The sequence below is a fragment of the Paenibacillus sp. J22TS3 genome (assembly GCF_018403205.1).
Lineage (GTDB): Bacteria > Bacillota > Bacilli > Paenibacillales > Paenibacillaceae > Fontibacillus > Fontibacillus tuaregi.
Window position 1 is genome coordinate 1,131,772 of sequence record NZ_BOSF01000001.1, and the last position, 25,654, is coordinate 1,157,425.

The following is a 25,654-nucleotide window of genomic DNA, read 5'->3' on the forward strand; positions in this document are numbered from 1 at the left end:
ATTTGATTAGGATATGGCAAATTTTAAGCCTCTTCCGCACCTTTGGAATCAGCGGTTTCATCTCCTGCTCCCTCAGCAGCTTCTCCACTTGGCTCATCCACCGCCGTATCGGCTGCACGAGGCAGAACAATGGAAGCAAGGAGGCTTTCCTCTGACGAGATCAGGGTTACCCCTTCAGGAAGCTTCACTTCAGCCGCAGTAAGCTTGTCTCCTGCTCCCAACCCAGTTACGTCGATATCAATCCCGGCTGGCAGGGAATCCGGAAGACCTTCGACCTCAAGCTCCGTCTCCTGGATTTGCAGAATACCACCTGTTTTGGTTCCTTCTGCCGTACCATTATAGTGAATAGGCACTTTAACACGAATCGGCTTATTCTTCGACACATGCTGAAAATCAACATGAATCACCTTGCCTCCCTGCTGCTGCACGTCCTTAATCAGCGCAGGAAAGCTCTCCCCATCCGTGATGGACAGCTGGAAGAATTCAGACCGGCCCGTACGGGCCACTTTCAGCAGCTCCTTGGCATCCACGTGCAGTGATACGCTGCCAATTTGGGTTCCGTACACCACACCCGGTATCCGCCCTTTTTCCCGCAACTGCCGCAGCGAGCTATTGGATAAATTGGTTCTTTTCTCAGCGTTCAGTTTAAGGTTATGCTCTGTACTCATCGTTCACGACCTCCTCGAGTTTATGGCGCAGCGCATTTACGCTCCGCAGGCTTTTCAGTCAGTCTGAGCGTTGCTTATTCTATCCCAAAGATCCCCAAGCAGAAGAAATCCAACGAGACAGAATAAGGGCCATATCATTTATTTACCCAATAATGCGCCCAAGCTTTCATATTCTGGGTAAAAAATAGTTGAAGAAGCAGATTATTTTTACATTCCCTTATAAATTTTACACAGAATTTACAAAAGTCAGCTTTTATATTGGTCGCTAAGGAGTACAATGAAGGGAGTAATTCCTTAGTAATTGCGTATTAATCGGAGGTCGTTAGGCTGATGACACAACATCATTTAAAAGAAGATGGTTCCCGTTATCTGAACAGGGACTTAAGCTGGATCGAGTTCAATTCGAGGGTCCTTCAGGAGGCCCAGGATTCGATGACTCCCCTGCTGGAGAGGGCCAAATTCCTGTCCATTGTGTCCAGCAATCTGGATGAATTCATGAGTGTACGGGTTGCTGGAATACAGGACCAGATCCGGGCGGGATACGCCAAGAAGGATTTTACCGGGTATACCCCCGCAGGCTTGTATAAACGTCTTATCTCCCGTGTTTCCAAAATGGTACAGGCCCAGTATCGCACCTACCGCGATATTATGCGGCAGCTAGCCAAAGAGCATATTCAATTTCAGAAATACGAAGATTTGAACACCACCCAACGCAAATCGATGGAATCGTACTACCACGACATTATTTTTCCTGTGCTCACTCCAATGGCCGTGGATCAAAGCCGACCCTTTCCTTTAGTTCATAACCAGTTTGTCTATCTGGCCGTCGTCTTGAAACGGGAAGGGGACAGTCCCGGGGAGGAGCCCTATTTCGCCGTGGTGCAGATTCCGTCAAATCTGTCCAGGTTCGTGCCGCTCCCGCATCACTCGAACAGCAAGAAGCAGTCCTTTATTCTTATTGAAGAATTGATTAAACATCATATTCAGACCTTGTTCAGCGGTTATATTCCGCTGGCCGTCAATGAGTTTCGGGTTACGCGCAACGCTGACTTAACCATTGATGAAGAAGGTGCTGAGGATCTGCTGGAGGAGATTGAGAAGGAGCTTCGCAAACGGCGCTGGGGAGCTCCTGTGCGCCTGGAGGTTCAAAAAGGCTTTCATCCTTATGCGCTCGAGCTTCTGCAGGATGAATTCGAAATCAAGGATTCCGTCTTCGAAATTGACGGCCCCCTTGATCTTACCTTTCTGCGGCATTTCACCGGCGCAGTGAAAGGATCTCCAAAGCTGAGGTATCCTCAGGAAGATCCTCCATATCCACAGGAATTTGATGAAAATGAGGATTTCTTCGAGGTGCTAAAAGAACGGGATGTGCTGATGTACCACCCGTACGAGTGCTTTGACGCCGTCACCGACTTCATTGTTCAGGCATCGGAAGATCCGCAGGTTATGGCGATCAAGATGACGCTCTACCGGGTCAGCGGGAATTCTCCGCTTATTCGCGCGCTCGCCGATGCCGCGGAATCCGGCAAGCAGGTCACGGTCGTGGTTGAACTGAAAGCCCGCTTCGATGAGGAAAGGAACATCGCCTGGGCCAGAACGCTGGAGAAGGCGGGATGTCACGTGGTCTACGGGCTGGTTGGCCTGAAGACTCATGCCAAGATCCTGCTGGTCGTCCGTCAGGAAGGCCCTGATCTCAAAAGGTATGTTCATGTTGGAACAGGAAATTACAACGACATCACTGCTCGTTTGTACACCGATATCGGCATGTTCACCACACACCCTGCCATAGGAGAGGACGCCTCCGAGCTGTTTAATTTGATTACCGGCTATTCGACGCTTCATCATTGGAAGGCTTTGATCCTGGCTCCGGATAACATGCAGGCCAAGCTCGCTGAGCTGATACAGAGGGAAATCGAACATGCCCAGGCCGGAAGACCCGCCCGGGTCATTGCCAAGATGAACTCCTTATCCAATCAGGAGATGATCGATACCCTGTATGAAGGCTCCCAGAACGGGGTAGACATTGATCTCATTGTACGCGGAGTATGCTGCTTGCGGCCAGGGGTTGAGGGCCTGAGTGAGCGGATTACCGTACGAAGCATTGTGGACCGCTTCCTTGAGCATTCAAGGATATATTATTTCGAGAACGGCGGTGAACCGGAGGTGTGGATTTCCAGCGCGGACTGGATGACACGCAATCTGACGCGCCGCATCGAGCTGATGTGCCCGGTGTATGAGGAAGCGGCGCGCCGCATTCTGATCCAAATTTTGCGGTTGTCCCTGAACGATAACGTCAAGGCACAGAAGCTCGTAGCCAGCGGCAAATACGAGAGAATCGTAAACGATCTCCCGTCCTGCCGCAGCCAGTTCGCAGCTCTTGATATTATGGCGTGGAAGAAACGAGAACTTCCCACTTCAGTTTAATATCCCACGCTTTGTGGAAAGCTTTCGCTGCCGTATCCAGTTCCCTAAGTTCAATATAGGGCTGGGTGCGGCATTTTATTTTGAGCAGCAGCGTTTTGTTATACCGCTCTGTCGCTACCGAGATCACAGGCTGCGTTTCACTCGAATCCAAGGCTATCGCAATCTCAAGCAGAGCAGCCAGACGGGCAGCCAGCTTGTCATCCTGGTCTTTCAGAATGCTGTTATGATACAGGCTGAAGCTTGTCTGCTTGCCGTTCTTGGCCCGGTGTTCCGCGATTAGGGCGGCAAGCACAATTTCACGATGTGTGAGCCCCCCAAGCGGGGCATTAAGCAGCCAATACATCGTATGCTTCTCAAATTGATGATACCAAAGCGAGCTTCCGATCTTGTAAAGCATAGATGATACATAGAGAAGCCTGGAAGCTAGTCCAGCATCCTCCCCTTCCTCCCACAGCCGTTCCAGCAGCTGGCCTGACAGCAGATTGACTTGCCTTAAATGCTTAAGAGACGCCGTGGAATGAAAGGCCAGCAGCGAACCCACCTGCCGCTCAACCACCCGCTGCGGCTCAGGAAGAGTGCTGCTTATAATGTCATGAAGCAGGCCTTCACGAAGACCCGTACCACTGATCAGACAGCTCCGGGACTTGATATATTTATAAATGGTATGCAGGATAAGCACCCCTGGAACGATAATGTCCACCCGGTTCTTGGACAGGCCCCCAAGCCTTCTTCGCTGCTCTACAGATATCGAGGGGAGCAGATCTGCGTAATAATCAATGCTCTCCTTCCCAAGCTCATAGTGATGGGTCACCTTAAGCGGGTATTTGCTGCGTCGCTGGTCGAGCTTTCCCAGGGAGCGGATTGTTCCTCCAAGCCCAATAAGGGGGAGATCCGGGTGGCTGGATAACCACGCATAATTTCGCAGATGGCTCTCCACTTCATTTTGCAATTGGAGACTGGCTTGATCTGACCAACCGGAAGCTCCCGCATACTTGTAATTCGAATTAACCGCTCCAATCGGAAGAGAGATGCTGTGTAATAATTCCCGATTGCGGAATAAGGTGATCTCTGTACTGCCGCCGCCGATATCAATAATGAAACCATGGCTCACCCCGATCCCATGGGCAACGCCCATAAATCCGAAATAAGCCTCTTCTTCGCCCGACAGCAGCTCAATTTCAAGCCCGGTGTGGCGGTTCAGGGTCTCCACAATATCCAGCGCATTCCCCGCATTGCGGATCGCTGCCGTGGCTGCCACACGGACCCGCACACATCCATAGGATGTACATATATTCCGGAATTCGGACAACACAGGCACAATGGCCATCATTCCCTCCTGGGTCATGTTGCCGTCCGCATTAATCTTCTCGCTAAGCCTGGCCGATTCCTTGCATTCCTTAACAACTCTATATGCGCCTTCGGGAGTTACCTCGTAGACCACAACCCGAATCGAGTTCGATCCAATATCGATAATGCCTACAGTGCTGCGATTGTCATTCATATGTATACTCCTTGTATATCGGTATAAATTCATTATAAACCTATTCATTTCAGCCAAATCAGACGCTAAATAAAATCTATTTCGTCATCCCGCTAGGCACACTATATAAAATGAACTTATGAAGGTTATCCTTTAGGGGCTCTGAGACCGGTTAATTCTAATGTTCCTTTTATATAACACCATCTTACAATATTAATACATAAATCAGCGCGCTAAAGCAAAAAAAACCGGTATCCGAAGATACCGGCCGGGTAAATGCCCAAGTATATTGATGTTGGAAAAAGAGAATAAACAGATACCGTCCGTTAGAAACGGAATTAAGCCTGAATACTTTGAACCAATTCCACAACCTGTTCCGCGGTTTGTAAATCCAGCGCCTTAGCGGCTAGCTCCTGCATTTCCATCTTGGAAAGCTTGGAGATCAAAGAACGTGCTGGCAGGATCGAGGTTGCACTCATGCTGAATTCGTCCAGACCCAGTCCGAGCAGAAGAGGAATCGCTGTCGTATCCCCAGCCATCTCGCCACACATTCCAGCCCAGCGTCCTTCTTTGTGCGCTGCATCAATCACCATCTTCACAAGACGGAGAATCGCCGGATTATAAGGCTGATACAGATACGAGACACGTTCATTCATACGGTCCGCAGCCATCGTATACTGGATCAGGTCATTGGTTCCAATACTGAAGAAATCCACTTCTTTCGCAAATTGGTCGGCCAGAACCGCTGTGGAAGGAATCTCCACCATGATTCCAAGCTGGATGTTCTCCGATACTTCAATTCCTTCGGCCTTCAGCTTCTCCTTCTCTTCGAGCAGCAGAGCTTTGGCCTCACGGAATTCACCCAAAGTGGCGATCATCGGGAACATGATCCGCAGGTTTCCATACACGCTTGCCCGAAGCAGGGCGCGAAGCTGGGTACGGAAGATGTCTGTACGGTCCAGACATAGACGCACAGCACGGAAGCCCAGGAACGGATTCATTTCCTTCGGCAGATCGAGGTAAGGAAGCTCCTTGTCTCCCCCGATATCAAGCGTACGAACGACAACCGGCTTGCCTTCCATCTTCTCCAGAACAGTCTTATATGCATTAAACTGCACGTCTTCCGAAGGAAGCTTGTCACGGCCCATATACAAGAACTCCGTACGATACAAGCCGACTCCCTCACCGCCGTTATCAATGACGCCAGCGACATCGTTAGGCGTACCGATGTTGGCAGCAAGTTCCACATGAACCCCGTCTTTGGACATGGACGGCTGATCACGCAGCTTGTTCCACTCTGCACGCTGCTCTTGATACTTCGCCTGCTTGGTGCGGTACTCCGCAACAACCTCGTCTGTCGGATTAATAATGACTGTGCCGTCAAGACCATCCACGATAACAAGATCACCTTTGTTCACCTGTTCAACCACGTCTTTGGTTCCCACTACAGCAGGAATTTCCAAGGAACGGGCCATAATCGCGGAGTGGGAAGTCCGTCCACCGATGTTTGTTGTAAAGCCAAGCACATATTTACGGTTCAACTGTGCGGTATCCGAAGGAGTCAGGTCTTCTGCGATGACAATGACTTCTTCGCTGATCTCTGCCGGATTGACATAAGTCAACCCAAGCAGATGAGTCAGCACACGCTTTGTTACGTCGCGCATATCCGCCGCACGCTCTTGCAGATAAGCGCTCTTCATGTTCTCGAACATGGAAATGAACTGGGAAGCTGTCTCATTCAGAGCATATTCCGCATTGACCTGTTCGTCACCAATCATGGCGCGAACAGGATCAATCAGTTCAGGATCACTTAGAATCAGCAAATGGGATTCGAAGATCTCCGCTTTCTTGTCGCCAAGCTCAGCGCGGGTGCGCTCTTTAATCGCCTCAAGCTCCTTTTGGGAGGTAACCAGGGCCTCGTCAAAACGGGCAACCTCTGATGCCGTGTCTGCAACAGACTTCTTGTTGATTGTAAAATCAGGGTGCTCAAGCTTGAAGGCGCGGGCGATTGCTACGCCTGCGGATGCTGCAATACCCTCAATCTTAATCATTAATTTCCCCTAACCCTTCACTTACCATAATGTCGGACAGCGCGTTCAGAGCCGCTTCCGCTTCTTCACCTTCAGAAATCAGCGTGATGCTGTCGCCTTTTTCCAGACCCAAAGACAATACGCCAAGAATCGACTTCAAAGTTACTTTTTTGCCATTAGCTTCAGCAAAGGATTCTGCACCCTTGAATTTGTTAGCTGTATTCACCAGGGCAGTTGCCGGGCGAGCGTGGATACCATCTTCATCAGTAATTTTAAAGTTTCTTTGCATGTTCATACATCTCACTTTCTTTGTTAGAGTATAATTTTATATTAAAAGATTAAATAAGCAAAAGCGAATTTGTTATTTAATCGTGATAATGTTCTCTTCCCCGCTCTTGACTGTACCGGATTTATTGAGCGTTACCGATGAGCCCTCAGGCAGGTTCGAGAAAATAATCGGCGAAATGATGGAAGGCGCATTAGCTTTCACATACTCCAGATCGACCTCCATGATCGGCTGACCTGCGGATACGAGATCCCCTTCCTTGACCAGCACATTGAAGCCCTGTCCTTTCAGCTTCACAGTATTCACACCGATATGAACCAGCACTTCCTTGCCGCCGTCAGACATGATGCCAATGGCATGCTTGCTTGGGAACACATTAAAGACTTTACCGTACACCGGAGAACAGATCGTTCCATCACTTGGCAGGATTGCAAAGCCGTCACCGGTCATTTTCTCAGAGAACACCGGATCAGGAACCTTCGTAATATCCATCAATTCCCCATTTGCCGGAGCCACGATGTCTTCCTTAATCAGCGCATCGCCATCCTGGGCCGCCTGCTGCTCGACTTGAGCCGGTTTGTCTGCCGCTGTCTTCGGTTCATCGAAGTTGGTAGCCCGTTCCCCGACACTATCGGCACTTGGCACTGAAACAGCCGCCTTGCCGTTCATGATGTCTTGAATTTGCGACTTGATGGTGTCTGAACGAGTTCCGAAGATCGCCTGTACGTTGTTCCCCACTTCCAGAACCCCGGAAGCGCCAAGCTTCTTCAGCCGATCCTTGTTCACACTGCCTTTGTCCTTGACTTCTACACGAAGACGGGTGATACAAGCGTCCAGATGTGCAATGTTCTCTTTACCGCCCAAAGCGGTCAGAATGTTGCCTGGGAGATCTCCTGATCCCACTGGTCCACTCTCTTGCACTTCTGTTTCCTCTTCCGTCGCATCCTCTCGTCCCGGTGTCTTCAGATTGAATTTCCGGATAATAAAGCGGAATCCGAAGTAGTAGATGACCGCAAATACGGCGCCCACGATAATCACCAGATACCAAGGAGTCCGGTTAGGGATTACACCAAAGATCAGGAAGTCAATCAAACCACCGGAGAACGTCATCCCGATTTTGACACCCAAAAGCTGCATCGTCATGAAGGACAGACCCGCAAATACACAGTGAACCGCAAACAGGATTGGAGCCAGGAACAGGAAGGAGAACTCGATCGGTTCCGTAATCCCTGTCAGGAACGAAGTCAATGCTGCCGAACCCATAATCCCGGCCACGTACTTCTTATGCTCTGGCTTCGCCTCGTGATACATCGCAAGCGCAGCCGCCGGAAGACCAAACATCATGAACGGGAATTTACCTGTCATGAAGGTACCCGCTGTGAACGGTACACCGTCACGCAGCTGGGACATAAAGATATGCTGGTCACCACGAATCACTTGCCCCGCCTTGTTAACGTATTCCCCGAATTCGAACCAGAACGGGGAATAGAAGATATGATGCAGACCAAACGGAATTAATGCGCGTTCTACAACCCCGAAGATGAACGCTGCAAGTGTCCGGTTGGTGTCGATCATATTGTGGGACAGATAGTTCAAACCATGCTGGATCGGCGGCCACACAATCACCATCAGCAGGCCGATCACCAGAGAAGTAGCGGCTGTCATGATTGGGACAAAGCGCTTACCTGCAAAGAATCCCAGATACGACGGCAGTTCGATGTTGAAGAACCGCTTATACATGGCCGCTGCCAGAATCCCGACAATAATACCACCGAACACCCCGGTAGCAAGTGTCGGAATACCGAGCACACTCGCATAGGCCTGATTATGACCGATCATTCCAGGGGTAACCCCTATCACAGTTCCCATCGTTATATTCATAACGAGGAAACCGACAATGGCCGCGAGACCTGCAACCCCTTCACCACCGGCAAGCCCGATCGCTACCCCGACAGCAAAGAGAAGGGACAGGTTATCAAATACAATTTGACCTGCGTTCATCAGAATGGTCGCTACAGCATGAACCCCTTGATTATCCAGTGCAGGAACAAGCTTAAGGAAATCCTCACTAATAAGCATGTTACCGATTCCAAGCAATAGTCCCGCCGCTGGCAGGATCGCTACCGGCAGCATGAGGGCCTTACCTACACGCTGCAGTACGCCGAAGAACTTCTTAAACATTAAGTATCCTCCTTCTTAGAGCAAATAAAAAAGCATGAGCAATGAAAGTATCAAATTGTATGTACTCTCTTATAGGGTTATAATACCCCGCAAAAGTCCAATACAATCAAATGACTTTCATCAACTCATGCCTGATCGAATCAGTTACACATTCTGATGATATTCGGTTTTATTTGCTGCTTACGAAAGGTATTATAGCACCGCCTATTATAGAGTGCAATACCTTACATAAACAAAATTTATAGATTTTTTGGAGCTACTCTGTGCAAATGCATGGTCAGATAAGACACTTCCGCTTGATATACTGGCTTCCGAAGGCGCTGCTCCATCATCTTGGTTAATTTCCAAGCAAGGGAATACAAATGCGGGTACTCCTGCTTGAGCAAGTCCTCAAGCTTATCCGGTTCGCTGACCTTCTCCCCCTGCCGCACCCGCTCAATCGCAAACCTCAGGTGGGTAAGCAGCCGGGAGTAATCGAGGGAGTTCCGGTTCAGGCTGATTCCAAGCTGCTGCTCAATCAGGTTGACCAGATCCGATATAAGCTGGGAATGCTGCTTCACCTCAGTTATATCCTGATTTGTCATCGCGCTATGAATATGCAGCGCGATGAATCCGATTTCATCTTCGCCAAGATCAATCCCCATCTTCTCACCGATGATTCTGATCGCATATTCTGCCAGTTCATATTCGAGCGGGTAGATCTCTTTGGTCTCAAACAAAAAAGGATTATGAATCACAATATTCTGCTCCATCCGTTTGATCGCAAATGAAATATGATCGGTTAAAGCAATATGGATGTGTTCATTCAAAGGCTCATTACAGCGTTTGGAAATATACAGAATCACATCATTAATAGCCTCAATCAGCTTCTCATCAACTTGCGGGACAAGCTGCTTATACTGCTCCTGCTCATGCGCATTTTTCAGAATAAACATTTTTTCAACAGACTGCAGCGGGATGAACTCTCCCGTCTTCCGGTTAAACCCGATTCCTTTGCCAATGACCACCACTTCACCATTCTCGGGGTGCCTGGCAATAATGACGTTGTTGTTTAATACTTTAGCAACTTCTAAACTGCTCACCTTCGCACCTCTTCACCAGGGGCCATTAATCAATCCAAGGAACTGCCCAATCATTAATAAGGACATTTAATTATATTATATTCCATCCAGGAGTCAAGAGCCAGCCTCTCCAACCATGTTGCAAAAAGGGCTAATTAGCAGCTGCATGAAGTCCCTTAATCTCTCACAATTCCCCCTAGATACTCTGTCATTACAACAGGTCCGATCCATTTCTGAGCAGTTAAAAACGCCCCTGATTTACGGGGCGTTCCACTAACTTATCCAATTGTTCTCTCTTCTTAGAGAGAAGCCTTATAAATTTCCAATACGTCTTGTTTATCAAGCTTGGTAAAGTTGCCGAATGGCCCGAACTTCACCGCTTTCTCAGCCATCACATCAAGCTGGCTGTCATCGATGTCATAGTCCTTCAGACGGCTTGGCGCGCCGATAGAAGACCAGAATGCACGAAGCGCCTCGATACCTTCGAGAGCAGCTTCCTCATCCGTCTTGCCCTCTGGATTTACGTTAAATACATTAACTGCAAGCCGCTTGAAGCGGGACACATCCACCTTCAGATTATGTTTCATCCAATTCGGGAACAAGATCGCCAGGCCCCCGCCATGTGGAATATCGTACACCGCGGATACCGCATGCTCGATATTGTGGGTTGCCCAGTCTCCCCTTGTACCCATATTCAAAATCCCGTTAAGCGCCATAGTCCCGCAGTACATAATTGTCTCCCGGTGCTCATAGTTCTGGAGATCATCAACCAGCTTAGGCGCAGTTTCAATAACCGTTCTAAGCACCGTCTCACAGAATCCGTCCTGTACAGGGGAATTGGTTGGCACGTGGAAATAGTGCTCCAGGACATGTGACATCATATCAACGATTCCATAAACCGTCTGGTCCCTAGGCAGGGAGAAGGTATGCTCGGGATCAAGTATAGAGAAGGCAGGGAAGGCATACGGGCTGCCCCAGCCAAGCTTCTCCTGGGTTTGGTCATTGGTAATGACCGAACCGGCATTCATCTCTGAGCCCGTAGCAGCCATGGTCAGAACCGTAGCGAGAGGAATCGCATCGGTAGCGACAGCTTTACGCTCCGCGAAGTCCCACATGTCGCCCTCGTATTTAGCTCCCACGGCGATTGCCTTGGCACAGTCAATTACACTGCCGCCGCCCACAGCCAGAATCAGCTGAATATCATTCGTCCGGCACAGGTCTACCCCTTTATGTACCGTAGACAGGCGTGGATTCGGCTCTACGCCGGCAAGCTCGGTCACTTCTGACCCAATTTCCTTCAGTATATGAATAACACGGTCATACAGCCCGCTGCGTTTGATGCTTCCACCACCATAGACCAGCAGCACTCTGCTGCCGAACTTGGGAACTTCCTTCTTCAGGCTTTCTAGCTGACCTTTTCCGAATATTAGCTTCGTCGGATTACGAAATTCAAATGCTTCCATTTCTGTAAGTCCCTCCGTCCATATTGGTAAATTGCAAATAATGAATACACTAGGATTATACTGCCTTGAAGCAGCGGAAACAAATTCGCCTGCATACAAAAAGCCGTCCTATCAGGACGACTTCTTATAACCGCAGCGGTTCAGGAACTCATGAAGTGCTTCCTGTCCCTCATCTGTCTGCTTGAATACACCCGCTTGCCCGAGGATCTCCGCAAATTTACCGCCTACCTCTTCACGCAGAATCTCCTCTGCCTTCCCAGACTCAAGGCCGGTTCCATAGTTATGGACAAGCTCGTCAATCCAGGCCGCATGGGTGGCCAGCTCAGGAACGGCGCCTTCCTTCACCTGTGTATATAAATTATGATCTCCAGCAAGAATCTGAGCTATTCCTGTAAGCTCCTGTTTCAGCCTTCCAGGCAGAATGGCAAGCCCCATAACCTCAATCAGGCCAATATTCTCCTTCTTAAGATGATGCATTTCCCGGTGGGCATGGAAGATCCCTTCCGGATGCTCCTCGCTCGTCCGGTTGTTTCGCAGCACAATATCGATTTCATAATCCCCGTTAGGCCGGCGTCTCACCAGTGGAGTAACGGTGTTGTGGGGAATGCGCTCTCCCCCTTGTCCCGTAGAGAAAGCGAGAATGTCCAATTCTGGCTTACTATAGATTTTCCACGCTTCATACAGCTCGTTAGCAGCATCCAAGAGCTCCTCCGGGCTGCTTGAGCTCAAACGTAGAACGGACAGCGGCCATTTTACGGGACTCAGATTCACCGATGTATATCTTGGATGCTTGAACGCCTTCACCTCTGGCGCCTTCTCAAGCGGGAAGACGTGCCGTCCCGCCTGGAAATGATCATGAGTAAGAATCGATCCCCCCACAATGGGAAGATCGGCATTTGAACCGATAAAATAGTGTGGGAATTGACCCACAAAATCAAACAGGCGCTTAAATGTGCTGCGGGTCAGCTTCATAGGCACATGGTCATGATGAAAAACAATCGAATGCTCATTATAGTACACGTATGGGGAATACTGGAAGAACCATGACTCCCCATTCAAGGTTAGGGGGATCACCCGCAGATTCTGTCTTGCAGGATGGTTGAGCCGCCCGGCATATCCTACATTCTCCCGGCAAAGCTGGCATTTCGGGTAGATCGGCGGTGGCAGCAGCTTGGCGGCGGCAATCTCCTTCGGATTCTTCTCCGGCTTGGACAGATTGATAGTAATCTCCATCTCTCCAAATGGAGTATCCTTCCTCCAATACACATTCTCGGCAACTCTATCCATACGAATATAATTGGAGTCTACCGACAGTTTATAAAATGAGTCCGTTGCGGCGGAAATCCCCTGTGCCGCTTCGGTCTCCCGGAAGCTCCGGATGACCTCTGAAGGTCTCGCCAAAACCAAACCCATGATTCGCGCATCGAGCAAATCCCGGTAAGTTACCGTATTCTCAGGAATCAAGCCAATCTCATAGCCGTACGAGATCAGTGTATTCAGAATGAGAGGAAGAGCAGGGATTGCCCCTTCCTCCACAGGGTCCTGGATCGCTTCATCCAGCTGGAACAGCTCGAGCAGCCGGTTACGGGTATAATCTATATCATATGATGTAATAAGTCCCTGCTTAGTTGAGTAAAAGACAAGCTGTTCAATCGCAAGTTTCACGTTGTCCACCGTAATCTGCTGATTTGGATTGCCCGCCTGCTTATCCTGCTCCTTCATTTTATGTCCCTCACTTTGTGTCATACCCCTGCGGATTGGCACGATGCCAGTCCCAGGCTGACTGAATGATGTGGTCAAGCTGGCTTCTGCCCGGCTTCCAGCCAAGAACGCTTTGGGCCTTCTCTGAAGAAGCGACCAGCACCGCCGGATCACCGGCACGTCTCGGATGCACCGCAACAGGGAAATCTACCCCGGTCACCGCTTTGACTTTGGCAATAACCTCTTGTACAGAGAAGCCTTGTCCGTTGCCTAAGTTAAAAATATTGCTGTCTGATCCATTTCTGAGGTACTGTACAGCCAGGTAATGCGCATCGGCCAGATCACTGACATGAATATAGTCGCGGATGCAGGTTCCATCAGGGGTTGGATAATCACCACCGAACACTGCGATTTCCTTGCGCTGGCCCAGAGCCGTCTGAAGGATTAGCGGAATCAGGTGACTCTCCGGACGGTGGTCTTCTCCAATCTTCCCGCTTTCATGAGCTCCGGCAGCATTGAAATATCTTAATGACACGTATTTGATCCCCAGAACCTGATCGAACCATTTCATCATCCGCTCCATGGTGAGCTTGGTCTCCCCGTAGACATTGGTTGGCTCAGTCCGGTCCGTCTCAAGAATCGGCACCTTTTCCGGCTCCCCGTAGGTCGCAGCCGTTGAAGAGAATACGATGCGGCGGACACCCGCCTGCTCCATGGCTTCCAGGAGACAAAGTGTACCGTATACATTGTTGTCATAATATTTCACAGGCTTCTGCATACTCTCGCCGACAAGAGAATTTGCCGCAAAATGGATGACTGCATCGATTGGATTCTCGGAAAACACTTTAGTCAGCAGTTCCTTGTCCCTAAGGTCCCCTTCATACAGCTTGCCGCCCAGCAAAGATTTCTTGTGCCCCGACTGCAGATTATCTATCACAACTACCTCTTCGCCTCGTGCAAGAAGCTCAGCCACAGTGTGTGACCCGATATATCCAGCCCCTCCAGTTACAAGAATTGCCATCTTTAATTCCCCTCCTTGATTTCATTTACTCCGTTACCTACGCCGCAAACATAGAATTCCGCTTGAATCCCTGTACGCCGCTGGTACTCCTCGCCTACCTGTTTCACAAACAGGTCCACGTCATCCTCGTGGACAAGCGATACGGTACAGCCTCCGAATCCGGCTCCGGTCATCCGGGAGCCTAATGTTCCGGGAATCCGGCGGGCTTCTTCCACCATAATATCAAGCTCGTCACAGCTGACTTCATACAGGTCACGCAGAGAATCGTGGGATTCGTTCATGTACTGTCCGAACGAGATAAGATCGTTATGGCTTAGAGCCTCAACCGATTTCAGCACGCGTGAATTCTCTTCAACTACATGCTTTGCCCTGCGGTAAAGCACATCATCCTGAAGAACAGACCCGGATTCCGCGAATTGTTCAGGCGTAAGATCAGCCAGAAATTTCAGCCCCGGAAATTTTACTTGCAGCCCGGCCAGCGCACGGTCACACTCGGTCCGGCGCTCGTTATATTTCGAATCAACCAATCCTCTGCGCTTGTTTGTATTTCCAATCACTAACTTATAGGAGCCTGTAACAAAAGGCACCCGTTTATATTCGAGTGTGCCGCACATCAGCAGAATGGCATGGTCCACAGCCCCGTTAGCCACAGCGAACTGATCCATAATGCCGCTGTTCACGCCGACGTATTGGTTCTCGGCACGCTGGGACAAGAGGGCAATCTCCACAGTATCACGTTCATGCTCCTCCATAGTTAGGAGTGCGTAGGCGGTTACCACCTCAATCGAAGCGGAAGAAGACAGCCCGGCTCCGTTCGGAATTTCGCCATGAAAGAGCAGCTCATAACCTGAACTCAGGCCAGCTCCTAGCTTGGCTAGCTCTACAGCAACACCAACTGGATAATCCACCCACTCGCCTGTCTTGGAGGCTCCAAGACCAGAAAGCGCAATGGAGGCCTCATAAGGAAAATTCAAGGATTTGAATACGACCAAATCATCCTCCCGGCGGCGGATCGCCAAGGTTGTTCCAAATTCCAGAGCAGCGGGAAGGACATAACCTCCGTTGTAATCAATATGTTCTCCGATCAGATTCACACGACCAGGAGCCTGAAAATACCGAATCGGCTGCCGGCTCTCACCATAGGCAGAGATAAATGACTGTTTCAAATGCTGTAGACTCAATTGAGCTCACCCATCCTTATTCGTAATTTTATGAGCTATGTGATTGAACCAAGACGGCCCGAACAAGCTCCTGGCCTCTATTATCCAAGGCTCTAACGCAGCGTATTTCCCTGGTTCCTTTGATTCAATTATAAAAGACAGCGGCTATCTCTGATAATGCAACAATGCGTGTTTTATATGGATTTATGTGACTTTTCAAGATACACTGATTGTATCAAATTCAAGGCTACCCTGCCTTGAGCTTTCACTAATCCACGTAATGACATTTATAAGGAGGGGCTGTATCTTGACTGCAGAAACCTACATGGCTGCGGGGAACCCCGCATATTCCGGTGCGGATACGCTTCATGTCCTATTCGCAGGAGCCAGCCAGACGAGGCCTGATCACCGGCTTGGCCCCAAGGTATACGACTTTTACCTGTTTCATTTTGTGGAACAAGGCCAAGGGATCTTCCGTACGGAATTTGACACTTATGAGCTGAAGGAAGGGGACGGCTTCCTGATCCACCCGGATCAGCTGGTAAGCTACGCCTCCAACCCCTCTGAGCCTTGGCGCTACCGCTGGGTTGCTTTTACTGGTGTTGGGGCTTCCGAACTCGCCGCCTCAGCGGGCTTCCATTTAGAGAGACCCATTCTGCGTTCCTCCGTAACAAAAAGCCCCATTCCCGGACTTCTCCGCTCTATTCTTGACATGTTCCGTGAGAACCGGACAAGCGCCCATCTGTCCTCATTGGGCAGTCTCTATATGATAATGGCGGAAGCTGAGGAGAAGCTGAGGGAGCAGTCGGGATATGCGGGAGGGAAATCCGGGGTACAGCAGGTCGTCAAACAAATGGTCCAATATATGTCGAGCCAGTACGCCTATCCTGTATCGATCGAAGAAATGTGTGCCAGCATGGGTTATAACCGGGCCTATCTCTCCCGAATTTTCAAGAAACAGATTGGGATTTCACCTGTTACCTATTTATTGAGACTGCGGATCGATAAAGCCCGCGAGCTGCTGCGGGACCGCCCCGAGCTGTCGGTCGAACAGGTAGCCGCATCGGTCGGATTGCCCGATGCCCTGTATTTCTCACGCCAGTTCAGCCGTCTGCAGGGCATATCTCCAAGCGGCTACCGCAGGTCTCTTACACAGCAGATGGGCCTCCCATCTCTGGATTAGGGCAGCTTTTAGATAGACAGCTCTTTAGATAAAAAACTGCAGTAACAAAAAACAAGCCATCTCCCCCGCCCGGGGAATGGCTTGTGTAAGCTTGCATGGAATGCAAATATGATTCCAATTGTTATTTAGGCTTTCAGAATCGTCTCGATTCGGCTTAATTCCTCATCGGAGAAATCGAGCTGGTTCAGTGCCTCCACATTCTCTTCAATCTGGCTGACACGGCTTGCGCCGATCAGCGCAGAGGTGATCTTGCCGCCGCGAAGCACCCAAGCCAGGGCGAACTGGGCAAGGCTCTGCCCCCTTGCAGCCGCAATCTGATTCAGTGCGCGGATCTTCCGCAGGACTTCAGGCGTAATTTGGTCCTTCTGCAGGGACCCGGTAGGACTTGCCGCGCGGGAGCTGTCTGGAACGCCGTTCAAATACTTGCTGGTCAACAGCCCTTGGGCCAGCGGACAAAAGGCGATGCTGCCTACTCCGTTCTCCTCCAGAACATCCTGCAGGCCATTCTCGATCCAGCGATCCAGCATCGAATAGTTCGGCTGATGGATCAGCAGCGGAGTCCCAAGCTGTCTCAGGATAGCGACTGCTTCCGCTGTCTGCTCTGCGGAGTAGCTGGAAATCCCCGCGTACAGCGCTTTGCCTGAGCGGACAATATGATCCAGCGCCATCATGGTCTCTTCAAGAGGTGTATCCGGATCGAACCGATGTGAATAGAAAATATCCACATAGTCGAGTCCCATCCGCTTCAGACTCTGATCGATGCTTGCAACGAGATATTTTCGCGAACCCCACTCCCCGTAAGGTCCCGGCCACATATAATATCCGGCCTTGGAGGAGATGACCAATTCGTCACGGTAAGGACTAAGATCCTTGCGCAGCACCTGCCCAAACATCTCTTCCGCGGATCCTGGAGGCGGGCCGTAGTTATTGGCTAAGTCAAAATGTGTAATCCCGAGATCAAACGCCCTTAAAATCATCTCGCGGCCGTTCTCAAATTTATCCACGCCGCCAAAGTTATGCCAAAGACCAAGAGAAATCGCCGGAAGCTTCAGGCCCGATCGGCCTACACGGTTATATTTCATGCTCTTATAGCGGTCTTCAGATGCAGTGTATACCATGCTTTTCTCCTACCTTTCTGTTGGTAAGCTCACTTACAATCCTGAACAAATTGAATTCTTATTCATTCCTTATAAACTAGATCATAGTCCTTCACTGCCGCTTTGGCAAGAAACCGTTTTCTCAGCCCTTGAAGTTTTATTTATTCGCTGCTCCTTAATTAAATCGTCAAATTCAAACGGGCGGCAACTTCAGCCATCACTGCACCGATAGGTTCGGTGACCAGCAGGCCCGCTTTGTGATCATAAGGCGTTGTAGAAATATTGATCAGCACACTGCGGCTCCCACCGAAGTAACCCACTAATCCGGCTGCCGGATGAACGGTCAGAGAGGTCCCCCCAATTATTAGAAGATCCGACTTCTCTATGGCCTCTATGCTCTCATGAATGACTTTATCATCCAGCATCTCCCCGTAGAGGACAACATCCGGCTTAATAACCCCGCCGCAAGCCGCACACCAGGGGACTATGTCCTTACTTCCCATAATGTCCGAAAGGGCGAAGAATTTGCCGCAGTCCAGACAGTGGTTGCGGTGAATGGAACCGTGCAATTCCTGCACCCGTGTGCTGCCTGCCTGCTGATGAAGTCCGTCAATATTCTGGGTGATGATCATATCCAGTTTTCCTTCCCGCTCAAGAGCCGCCAGCAGCCGGTGTGCCGGATTCGGGGCCGCTTCAGGGTGCAGCATTTTAGATTTGTAGAAATCGTAGAACACTTCAGGATGACGGTCAAAGAACTGCCGGCTCAGAATCTCTTCAGGTGAATATGGAGAGTTCACTTCCATCTGATAAATCCCTGCAGCCGAGCGGAAATCCGGAATCCCACTTTCCGTGGAGATTCCCGCTCCGCCAAAGAATACAATCTGTCTGCTGTCGTTGATCCATTCGGTTAAGGTTTCCAACTGATGCTCATTCATGCTCATCGCCTCCACTTCCAAGTTCATTTCATCGTTATAATGAAGTTTTGTCCCTTATTCATGTATCCGGCTCCAAAGAGATTTGCGTATAACTTGTGATCCGGACATCGGCATCGGTAAGATAAGCTCCCTCGTCAGCGGTTTGTGAATAACCGATCGTCAGCGCAGATTTGGCAGATTTCCCCATCTGCATATCGGCATTGCTGTCTCCGATGACTACGCACTGTTCAGGCAGTACGCCTAACTCCCGGCAGGCCAGCCGAACCATATCGGGTGCAGGCTTTCCTCTCCGTACCTGGTCATGCCCTACGACGCTGCCAAAATAGCGCTCGATGGACATGGCACGCAGATGCTCCCTGGCATTCCCTGATCCGTCGGTGGTCACCACCCCGAGCCGGATTCCCAGCTCCCTGGCTTTCTCAAGCAGGGGAATGAGATCTGCCATAGGCTGAGCCTGCCCCTCTCTTTTTGCAGCCTGCATGGCAGCCGCTGAAATCTCCCTGACCCTGACGATGGCCTCGTTCCAAGGAACACCTGCCTGGTAGAGCTGCCAGGCAAGCAGCCCAAGCGTCTCCTCCTCTGATCCCATGGCAAGAGGGCCTGTTCTATCATACCCGGTTACCTTTCCATTCTCATCAAGACAGGTGCCGAGCAGTCCTTCGTCTCCTCCAAGAAGAGTGCCGTTCAGTTCTTGAACCCTCATTTTCATCTGCCGGGTTACCATCTCAGCCCAAATCCCCCACAGCTTCATGAAATCCAGGAGTGTACCGTCCTTATCAAATAAAATGGCTGCAATGGGCAGCTTGTGACCAGCCACACGGATTACAGGCACAACCATGCCTCCTATCAAAATTGATATATCTATTTTACAGCGCTTACAGCATGGAGATAAAGATAAGATTTTCAAACTAAAATACTTTTTCCATTTTTAAGGATTTTATGTTTCAGTTACCAGAAAAGTGGTAATTACAACATAACGCACAGTAACTAACTATATTATGAGGAGTGATTTTTGATGGCACGTAACAACAAAGGTAAGCTGAGTCGTGAAGAAGCAGGACGTCTAGGAGGCGAAGCTACAGCCAAAAATCACGGTAAAGAATTTTACCAGGAGATTGGACAAAAAGGTGGACAAGCCACCTCCAGGAATCACAGCCGTGAGTTCTATCAGGAGATTGGACAAAAAGGCGGGGAAGCTACATCCGGCTCCCACGACAAGGAGTTCTACCGGCAAATTGGCAAAAAAGGCGGAGAAGCCCGCAGCAAATCAACCAAGTAAGTTTCAAGTTTCCCCATATCCCATACTCGGACAAGTCAAAGCACTTTTCCAATTCAGGCTGACATTTGGACTCCCAACGGGGGAGGATGTCAGCTTTTTATATTCGGGCGCCAACCTTCCGGATTTGCTAGAAAAATCAATATACATATGATAGACTGTGATATAAAGCTTTAGCGGATTACATTCTTAAAATATATTTAGAATCAGGGGGACGACGACATCATGGCAGCCAAAATGCGTTCAGACATGATTAAAAAAGGTTTTGACCGTGCTCCTCACCGCAGCTTGCTGCGCGCTGCAGGAGTAAAGGAAGAAGATTTCAATAAACCGTTTATTGCGGTGTGCAACTCTTATATCGATATTGTACCAGGACACGTCCATCTGCAGGAATTTGGCAAAATCGTGAAGGAAGCAATTCGCGAAGCCGGCGGCGTACCTTTTGAATTCAATACAATTGGAGTCGATGATGGTATCGCAATGGGCCATATCGGCATGCGCTACTCCCTTCCAAGCCGTGAGATCATTGCTGACTCCCTGGAGACCGTGGTCTCCGCACACTGGTTCGACGGCATGGTATGCATTCCGAACTGTGACAAGATCACACCGGGAATGCTGATGGGCGCGCTGCGCGTTAATATTCCCACTATCTTTGTCAGCGGCGGTCCAATGAAAGCTGGCGTGGACAGCAAAGGGAACAAATTGTCGCTTACATCCGTATTTGAAGGTGTTGGTGCGTATCAAGCCGGCAAGATTGACGACAAAGGACTTCTGGAGCTGGAACAGTTCGGCTGCCCAACCTGTGGCTCGTGTTCAGGAATGTTCACCGCCAACTCCATGAACTGTCTGGCTGAGGCGCTTGGTCTCGCTCTTCCGGGCAACGGTACGATTCTTGCCGTATCGGAAGAACGTCGCGATTTCGTTCGTGAATCTGCGAAGCAGCTTATGGAGCTGGTCAAGATGGACCTCAAGCCTCGCGATATTGTGAACGAGGAAGCGATCGACAACGCTTTTGCTCTGGATATGGCTATGGGGGGTTCAACTAATACCGTTCTCCATACCCTCGCTCTTGCCCAGGAAGCAGGCATCGACTATCCGCTTGAGCGCATTAATGAAGTAGCCAACCGCGTTCCTCATATCTCAAAACTGGCACCGGCTTCTAACCATTTCATCGAAGACGTACACCGGGCAGGCGGAGTTAGTGCGGTAATCAACGAGCTTCTGAAAAAGCCGGGCGCTATCCACGGCGACCGTATCACGGTTACAGGCAAGACGCTTCGTGAGAATGTGGAAGGCGCTGAAATCAAAGACTTTGAAGTTATTCATGCCATTGACAATCCGCATTCCGAGCGCGGCGGTCTGGCTATCCTATACGGCAACCTGGCACCGGAGGGCTCCGTTATCAAGGTTGGCGCGGTTGATCCTTCCGTTGGCGGCTACCATAAAGGCCCAGCCATCTGCTTCGATTCCCAGGAACAAGCTCTGGAAGGAATTGCGAATGGCAAGGTAAAAGAAGGCCATGTGGTTGTTATCCGCTATGAAGGACCTAAGGGCGGACCGGGTATGCCGGAAATGCTCGCTCCAACTTCCCAAATCGCAGGTATGGGACTTGGCGCCAAGGTAGGTCTTATCACCGACGGACGCTTCTCCGGCGCTTCCCGCGGCATTAGCATCGGGCATATTTCTCCGGAGGCTGCAGAAGGCGGTCCGATCGCCTTTGTTGAAGATGGGGATATCATCGAGCTGGATCTGAATAACCGCAAAATTGAACTGCACGTCAGCGAGGAAGAAATGGCAGCACGCAAAGCGAATTGGAAAGGCTTCGAGCCGAAAGTTAAAACCGGCTATCTTGCCCGCTACTCCAAGCTCGTAACCAATGCAAGCAACGGTGGCGTGATGAAGATTTAATATTTGAATCACCATAATTATGATGGAACTCAACCATTTGGGTTCCTAACAAACTGGCGCTGCAGGTTTGATACCTGCAGCGCCAGTTGTTTGTTATGGGGATATTCCCTGTTAACACAAATAACAAGAGGCCGTCTCTCGCCATTATAATGACGTTAAAGACAGCCTCTTGTTTGGTTTATTTGGCCAGCACCATGTCGCTGCCTTCAATTCCAGGCTCCGCCGGATTCGGTTCTGCTTCATTCATTTGACGATGGGATCCGCTGACCGCGTAACGACTGAGCAGCAGGCTAACTGGCATAACAATCAGCTTCGGTACCATCTGCTCCGAATGGCGTTTGATCCGCTGCTGACCGGCAGGATGAATAACTCGCATTAATAATTTCAAATACAATGTCGATGATTTCGCAAATAAACCTTTGGGAAGGTCCTTAACCGTGAATCCAAACTGTTCAGGCCCCCGATTAATCAAACTTACTCCATATAAAGCTTTAGCATTCATCACCTCAGGATGCTCCTGAATGTACCGGGCCAGTTCAGGCAGTGTTTTCTCCACCGCGCGAATCATCTGAATCGCTATATGCATCGATGATTTGGCCCTCGAACCTATGTCGTATAACTTCTTATTATCGAAATGAAGTTCAACGATCTGGTCACCGTTCTCCAGTGTATTTCCATCCTTCATCTCTACAGGTTCCCCATGGTAAGTGCGAAGCCGGAAATGAAAAACAGGGTCTTGGCTGTTTGTTGTCTCCAACTGAAAAATCAGGTGGAAGATCTTTTCCCATAGCAGCCATAAGTAGACAATTGAACGTTTGAACCAGGATGGCTTGACTGTCTTAGCCAGAGATTTGCTCAGAGGCTGCGAGCTGACCACCTTCGCTCCTCCTGACTCCGCAATCATCTCGTCAATCCGTATGCTGCTTAATCCCCGGCTCTTGGCTTCAATCAATACCCTTTCCAGAGCAATCAACATATTCATTGGAGCCTCAGCATTGGCTCCGAGCGTTGCCCCGCAATCATGAAGCAGGAACACTTCACCAGGCGCAAGCTTCTTAAGCATTCTTCGGGCCAGCTCATCTGCACCAAGCTTGTATCTCCAGTCGCCAAACATCGAGGACCAAAGAACAATTTGGATATCATTCTTCTTGGAGAAATCAAACAGGTTGACGATTCCCCAAGGTGGCCTGTAATAATGCGTATTGAATCCCGTCACGTCATGTATAATCTTATCCGTCCGAAGAATCTGTTTCTTTACCGTGCCTGGTCGCATCAGCCAATTTGTCTTATGGATGTAGTTATGAATGCCAATCAGGTGGCCCTCCTCATACATCCTTTTAACAATTTCCGGATTCTTCTCAGCATTGGAACCTACCACGAAGAACGTTGCCTTCGCATTATATTTCTTGAGTAAGTCCAACAGCTGAGGAGTGTATACCGGATCAGGCCCATCATCAAAAGTAAGAGCGAAATGATGCTCCCCCTTACCTCTTCTGAAGACACGAAATCCAAACATGCGGCTGATTATTCCCGGTATGAAGGCATACAACGTAGAAATGTAGAATAACCACAGCAGTAAAGTCTCCATGTCGCTCTCCCCACTTTTCTAATCACCACAATCCTTGCATCTAATCTATTTTATCATATGATGTTAAGATTTAGGCGAGTTTTTTTGCGAGCATCTGCATTAACTCCCGAAACATTTGTGTAGCCTCGTGCCGGGCACCGGGATTCTTGCTTTGAACAAGGACAGCGGCGGCGTATTTCGGACTCTTCACAGGACCATAACCGATAAACCATTGATCATTAAGTTCCTTCCCTCCCCGCAATACCTGAGCCGTGCCTGATTTGCCTGCCAGTTCCCACCGGGCATCAAGAGTAGATCTCCCGGTTCCCTCAGTTACAACCTCACGCATCCACTGAAGCAGTGTTCGGGCTGTTCGTGGGGATATGGTTCCTGCAGTCGCAGGGGAACGATGGGGTGGAAGTTCGGCAAGCATACTTCCGTCAGCATACCGAATCTCACTTACCAGCCGCGGGGCCAGAACGGTCCCGTCATGAAGAAGTGTGACTACAAGATTCGCTGCCTGCAGCGGAGTCACGAGCACATCCCTCTGGCCGATCGCACTCTGGGCACGGGTGCCCTGATCGGGAATTCCCCTTTTGCCTGAAAATATGGCTCCCGCTTCCTCCTGGTCCAAGGGCCTTAAATCGTCAGCCCCCAGAAACATCTTCTCCTGCCACCCAACACGCCGGCCTATGCCCAGACTTAATGCCGCTGCTTCAATCTGTGAAGCCGTAAGGCGCTCGCCCAGAGCTGCAAACACGGTGTTACAGGAATTAGCGTAACCCTTCTCGAAGCTGATTTCACCATGTCCTCCTTCTTTCCAACACGAAAGATGATATTTCCCATAATCTCCTTTACATACGAACTTTTCATCCGGACTTGCACTTTGTGACTCCAACGCGGCAGCGGCAATCACGGTCTTAAAAATTGAACCTGGGGTGTAAGCTTTAACCGCCCGATTTCCCCACTGCTCCCCTTTTAAATTAATACGGTTTGGATCGTAAAAAGGTTTGGAAACCATGGCAACAATATCTCCATTTCGGACATCCAGGATCACCACTGCGCCTTCTTTCATCCCCATCCGTTCGGTCAAATCCTCCACCATGAACTGGATATCCGAGTCGATCGTTGTGCGGATTTGAAGAGGATAATAAGGACTTTGAGGACCTGTGATCCGGCTCCCGATCTGCTCAATCGGTCTCTTTTTCCCGTCTACTACCACATAGGCTGTTGTTGCTTCGGCTCTCCTAAGAAAAGAATCCATGGTCTTCTCAAGGCCAGCCCCCCCTACTTTCAAATTAAGGGGCAGCGGATGAGCCATGCCGTTTCGGGAGAAAAGTCCCTTAATCGTGTCCGGCTGCTCGGAGACAAAACCAAGCCATTGCCTGCCAGAAGGACCCGCCTTGTATCTTCTGACTATCGGCAGCGCTTCCAATCCGGCAATTTTTAGTCCGGACAAGGTTTGTAAATCGGCAGCTGATAAGTTAAGCGGTTCCCCGCTCTTGCTATCTTTCCATGGAACAGGTTGTTTTATGTTCGCCCACTTTCTGGTTAAGACTGCAGGATCCGTATGAAGCAATGCGGCCAGTTTCCCAAGAGATTTAGGGTCCGGCTTGACACCCACTGGGAATAACACGGGCGTCCATATGACTTGGCCGGTCAGGAGATGGCCTTTACGATCCGTAAAGTGTCCCCTCCCCGGATCAAGCTCAATCCCTCTTTCACGCTGACGTACTGCCATCTCATTAAGACTGTGTCCCCCGGCTGTCCAATGATCCCGATTCGAGGTGAACTGGACATAAGCCAGCCGAATGGCTAACAATAAGAACACGCCGCTTAAGGCAATTAAAATATATAATATTCGCTTTTTGTGCAGCACAGTCATGCTAGAAGCCCTCCAAGGAAATAAAAGTTCTGAATCTATATAAAATGAACTTATTAAGGTTACCCTTATGGGGCGCTGCGATGCCGAGTGTTCTTTAAGGCCGCTGTTGTCTCCGAAATGCTTGAACTAGATATCCAAGTAGGGGCATTTCGGAGACAAAGGCGGACGCTCCGCTTCTTCAGAATCACTTGGGATCGAAGCTGAGATAGGTAAATTCTAAAGTTCATTTTATCTCTAAGCTTTGAGTACATATATTATTTCCTGGGACATAACCTCTCACACCCCTACTGCTGCAAAAACAACAAAAAAACAGCTATCCGAATGGATA

General features: G+C 49.7%; 18 protein-coding genes and 1 pseudogene. 4 read left to right on the forward strand and 15 right to left on the reverse strand.

What is annotated here, in order from left to right:
• Positions 1-23: 23 nt before the first annotated feature.
• Entirely contained in the window at positions 24-668 is a 645-nt protein-coding gene (locus KJS63_RS05070) for a 50S ribosomal protein L25 (RefSeq protein WP_213618185.1), read from the reverse strand.
• 330 nt (positions 669-998) lie between these two features.
• Here KJS63_RS05070 and ppk1 point away from each other — a divergent pair, with 330 nt between their 5' ends.
• On the forward strand, positions 999-3,092 hold the full coding sequence (gene ppk1 / locus KJS63_RS05075) for a polyphosphate kinase 1 (RefSeq protein ID WP_213618186.1): 2,094 nt from the start codon (positions 999-1,001) through the stop codon (positions 3,090-3,092).
• On the opposite strand, the gene KJS63_RS05080 is transcribed toward ppk1, so the two are convergent.
• From KJS63_RS05080 to KJS63_RS05120, 9 genes are all read right to left on the reverse strand, one after another.
• Positions 3,052-4,593, reverse strand: coding sequence for a Ppx/GppA family phosphatase (locus KJS63_RS05080; RefSeq protein WP_213618187.1), 1,542 nt, complete (start codon positions 4,591-4,593; stop codon positions 3,052-3,054). The two genes, ppk1 and KJS63_RS05080, sit on opposite strands and share 41 nt — an antisense overlap.
• 317 nt (positions 4,594-4,910) lie before the next feature.
• A complete protein-coding gene (gene ptsP, locus KJS63_RS05085; protein WP_213618188.1) occupies positions 4,911-6,623 on the reverse strand; it encodes a phosphoenolpyruvate--protein phosphotransferase in 1,713 nt (570 codons plus the stop codon).
• Entirely contained in the window at positions 6,616-6,891 is a 276-nt protein-coding gene (locus KJS63_RS05090; protein WP_068622054.1) for an HPr family phosphocarrier protein, read from the reverse strand. Before KJS63_RS05090 ends, ptsP begins: the two co-directional genes overlap by 8 nt.
• A gap of 72 nt (positions 6,892-6,963) precedes the next feature.
• The gene (ptsG, locus tag KJS63_RS05095; protein WP_213618189.1) at positions 6,964-9,069 is read right to left on the reverse strand and encodes a glucose-specific PTS transporter subunit IIBC; all 2,106 of its coding nucleotides are present in this window, start codon (positions 9,067-9,069) and stop codon (positions 6,964-6,966) included.
• 239 nt (positions 9,070-9,308) lie between these two features.
• Positions 9,309-10,151 (reverse strand): glucose PTS transporter transcription antiterminator GlcT, encoded by an 843-nt coding sequence (gene glcT, locus KJS63_RS05100; RefSeq protein ID WP_068615936.1) that lies wholly within the window; start codon positions 10,149-10,151, stop codon positions 9,309-9,311.
• Positions 10,152-10,429: 278 nt separating this feature from the next.
• Positions 10,430-11,593 (reverse strand): iron-containing alcohol dehydrogenase, encoded by a 1,164-nt coding sequence (locus KJS63_RS05105; protein ID WP_213618190.1) that lies wholly within the window; start codon positions 11,591-11,593, stop codon positions 10,430-10,432.
• Positions 11,594-11,704: 111 nt separating this feature from the next.
• Complete coding sequence (locus tag KJS63_RS05110; RefSeq protein WP_244862483.1) at positions 11,705-13,315, reverse strand: UDP-glucose--hexose-1-phosphate uridylyltransferase; 1,611 nt, start codon at positions 13,313-13,315, stop codon at positions 11,705-11,707.
• 10 nt (positions 13,316-13,325) lie between these two features.
• Positions 13,326-14,315, reverse strand: a complete 990-nt coding sequence (galE, locus tag KJS63_RS05115; protein ID WP_213618191.1) for a UDP-glucose 4-epimerase GalE — start codon at positions 14,313-14,315, stop codon at positions 13,326-13,328.
• A gap of 2 nt (positions 14,316-14,317) precedes the next feature.
• The gene (locus KJS63_RS05120; protein ID WP_213618192.1) at positions 14,318-15,496 is read right to left on the reverse strand and encodes a galactokinase; all 1,179 of its coding nucleotides are present in this window, start codon (positions 15,494-15,496) and stop codon (positions 14,318-14,320) included.
• Between the two features lie 286 nt (positions 15,497-15,782).
• On the opposite strand from KJS63_RS05120, the gene KJS63_RS05125 reads away from it, so the two are divergent.
• Complete coding sequence (locus tag KJS63_RS05125) at positions 15,783-16,658, forward strand: AraC family transcriptional regulator (protein ID WP_374706242.1); 876 nt, start codon at positions 15,783-15,785, stop codon at positions 16,656-16,658.
• A gap of 125 nt (positions 16,659-16,783) precedes the next feature.
• Here KJS63_RS05125 and mgrA read toward each other — a convergent pair whose 3' ends face one another.
• The 3 genes from mgrA to KJS63_RS05140 form a co-directional block, all read right to left on the reverse strand.
• Positions 16,784-17,776: an L-glyceraldehyde 3-phosphate reductase gene (mgrA, locus tag KJS63_RS05130; protein WP_213618193.1), complete on the reverse strand. Its 993-nt coding sequence runs from the start codon at positions 17,774-17,776 to the stop codon at positions 16,784-16,786.
• A gap of 158 nt (positions 17,777-17,934) precedes the next feature.
• Positions 17,935-18,690, reverse strand: a complete 756-nt coding sequence (locus tag KJS63_RS05135; protein ID WP_213618194.1) for an NAD-dependent protein deacylase — start codon at positions 18,688-18,690, stop codon at positions 17,935-17,937.
• A 58-nt stretch (positions 18,691-18,748) separates the two neighbouring features.
• Positions 18,749-19,522 carry an HAD family hydrolase gene (locus KJS63_RS05140; RefSeq protein WP_244862484.1) on the reverse strand — a complete coding sequence of 258 codons (774 nt, stop codon included), beginning with the start codon at positions 19,520-19,522 and terminating at the stop codon, positions 18,749-18,751.
• Positions 19,523-19,705: 183 nt separating this feature from the next.
• Here KJS63_RS05140 and KJS63_RS05145 point away from each other — a divergent pair.
• Positions 19,706-19,960 (forward strand): annotated as a pseudogene (locus KJS63_RS05145) (KGG domain-containing protein); the annotation flags it as partial.
• Between the two features lie 243 nt (positions 19,961-20,203).
• Positions 20,204-21,874 carry a dihydroxy-acid dehydratase gene (gene ilvD, locus KJS63_RS05150; RefSeq protein ID WP_213618337.1) on the forward strand — a complete coding sequence of 557 codons (1,671 nt, stop codon included), beginning with the start codon at positions 20,204-20,206 and terminating at the stop codon, positions 21,872-21,874.
• 178 nt (positions 21,875-22,052) lie between these two features.
• On the opposite strand, the gene KJS63_RS05155 is transcribed toward ilvD, so the two are convergent.
• Together KJS63_RS05155 and KJS63_RS05160 are read right to left on the reverse strand one after the other, a co-directional pair.
• Positions 22,053-23,462 carry a polysaccharide deacetylase family protein gene (locus KJS63_RS05155; protein ID WP_213618196.1) on the reverse strand — a complete coding sequence of 470 codons (1,410 nt, stop codon included), beginning with the start codon at positions 23,460-23,462 and terminating at the stop codon, positions 22,053-22,055.
• A gap of 70 nt (positions 23,463-23,532) precedes the next feature.
• A complete protein-coding gene (locus tag KJS63_RS05160; protein WP_213618197.1) occupies positions 23,533-25,326 on the reverse strand; it encodes a peptidoglycan D,D-transpeptidase FtsI family protein in 1,794 nt (597 codons plus the stop codon).
• Positions 25,327-25,654 lie beyond the last annotated feature (328 nt).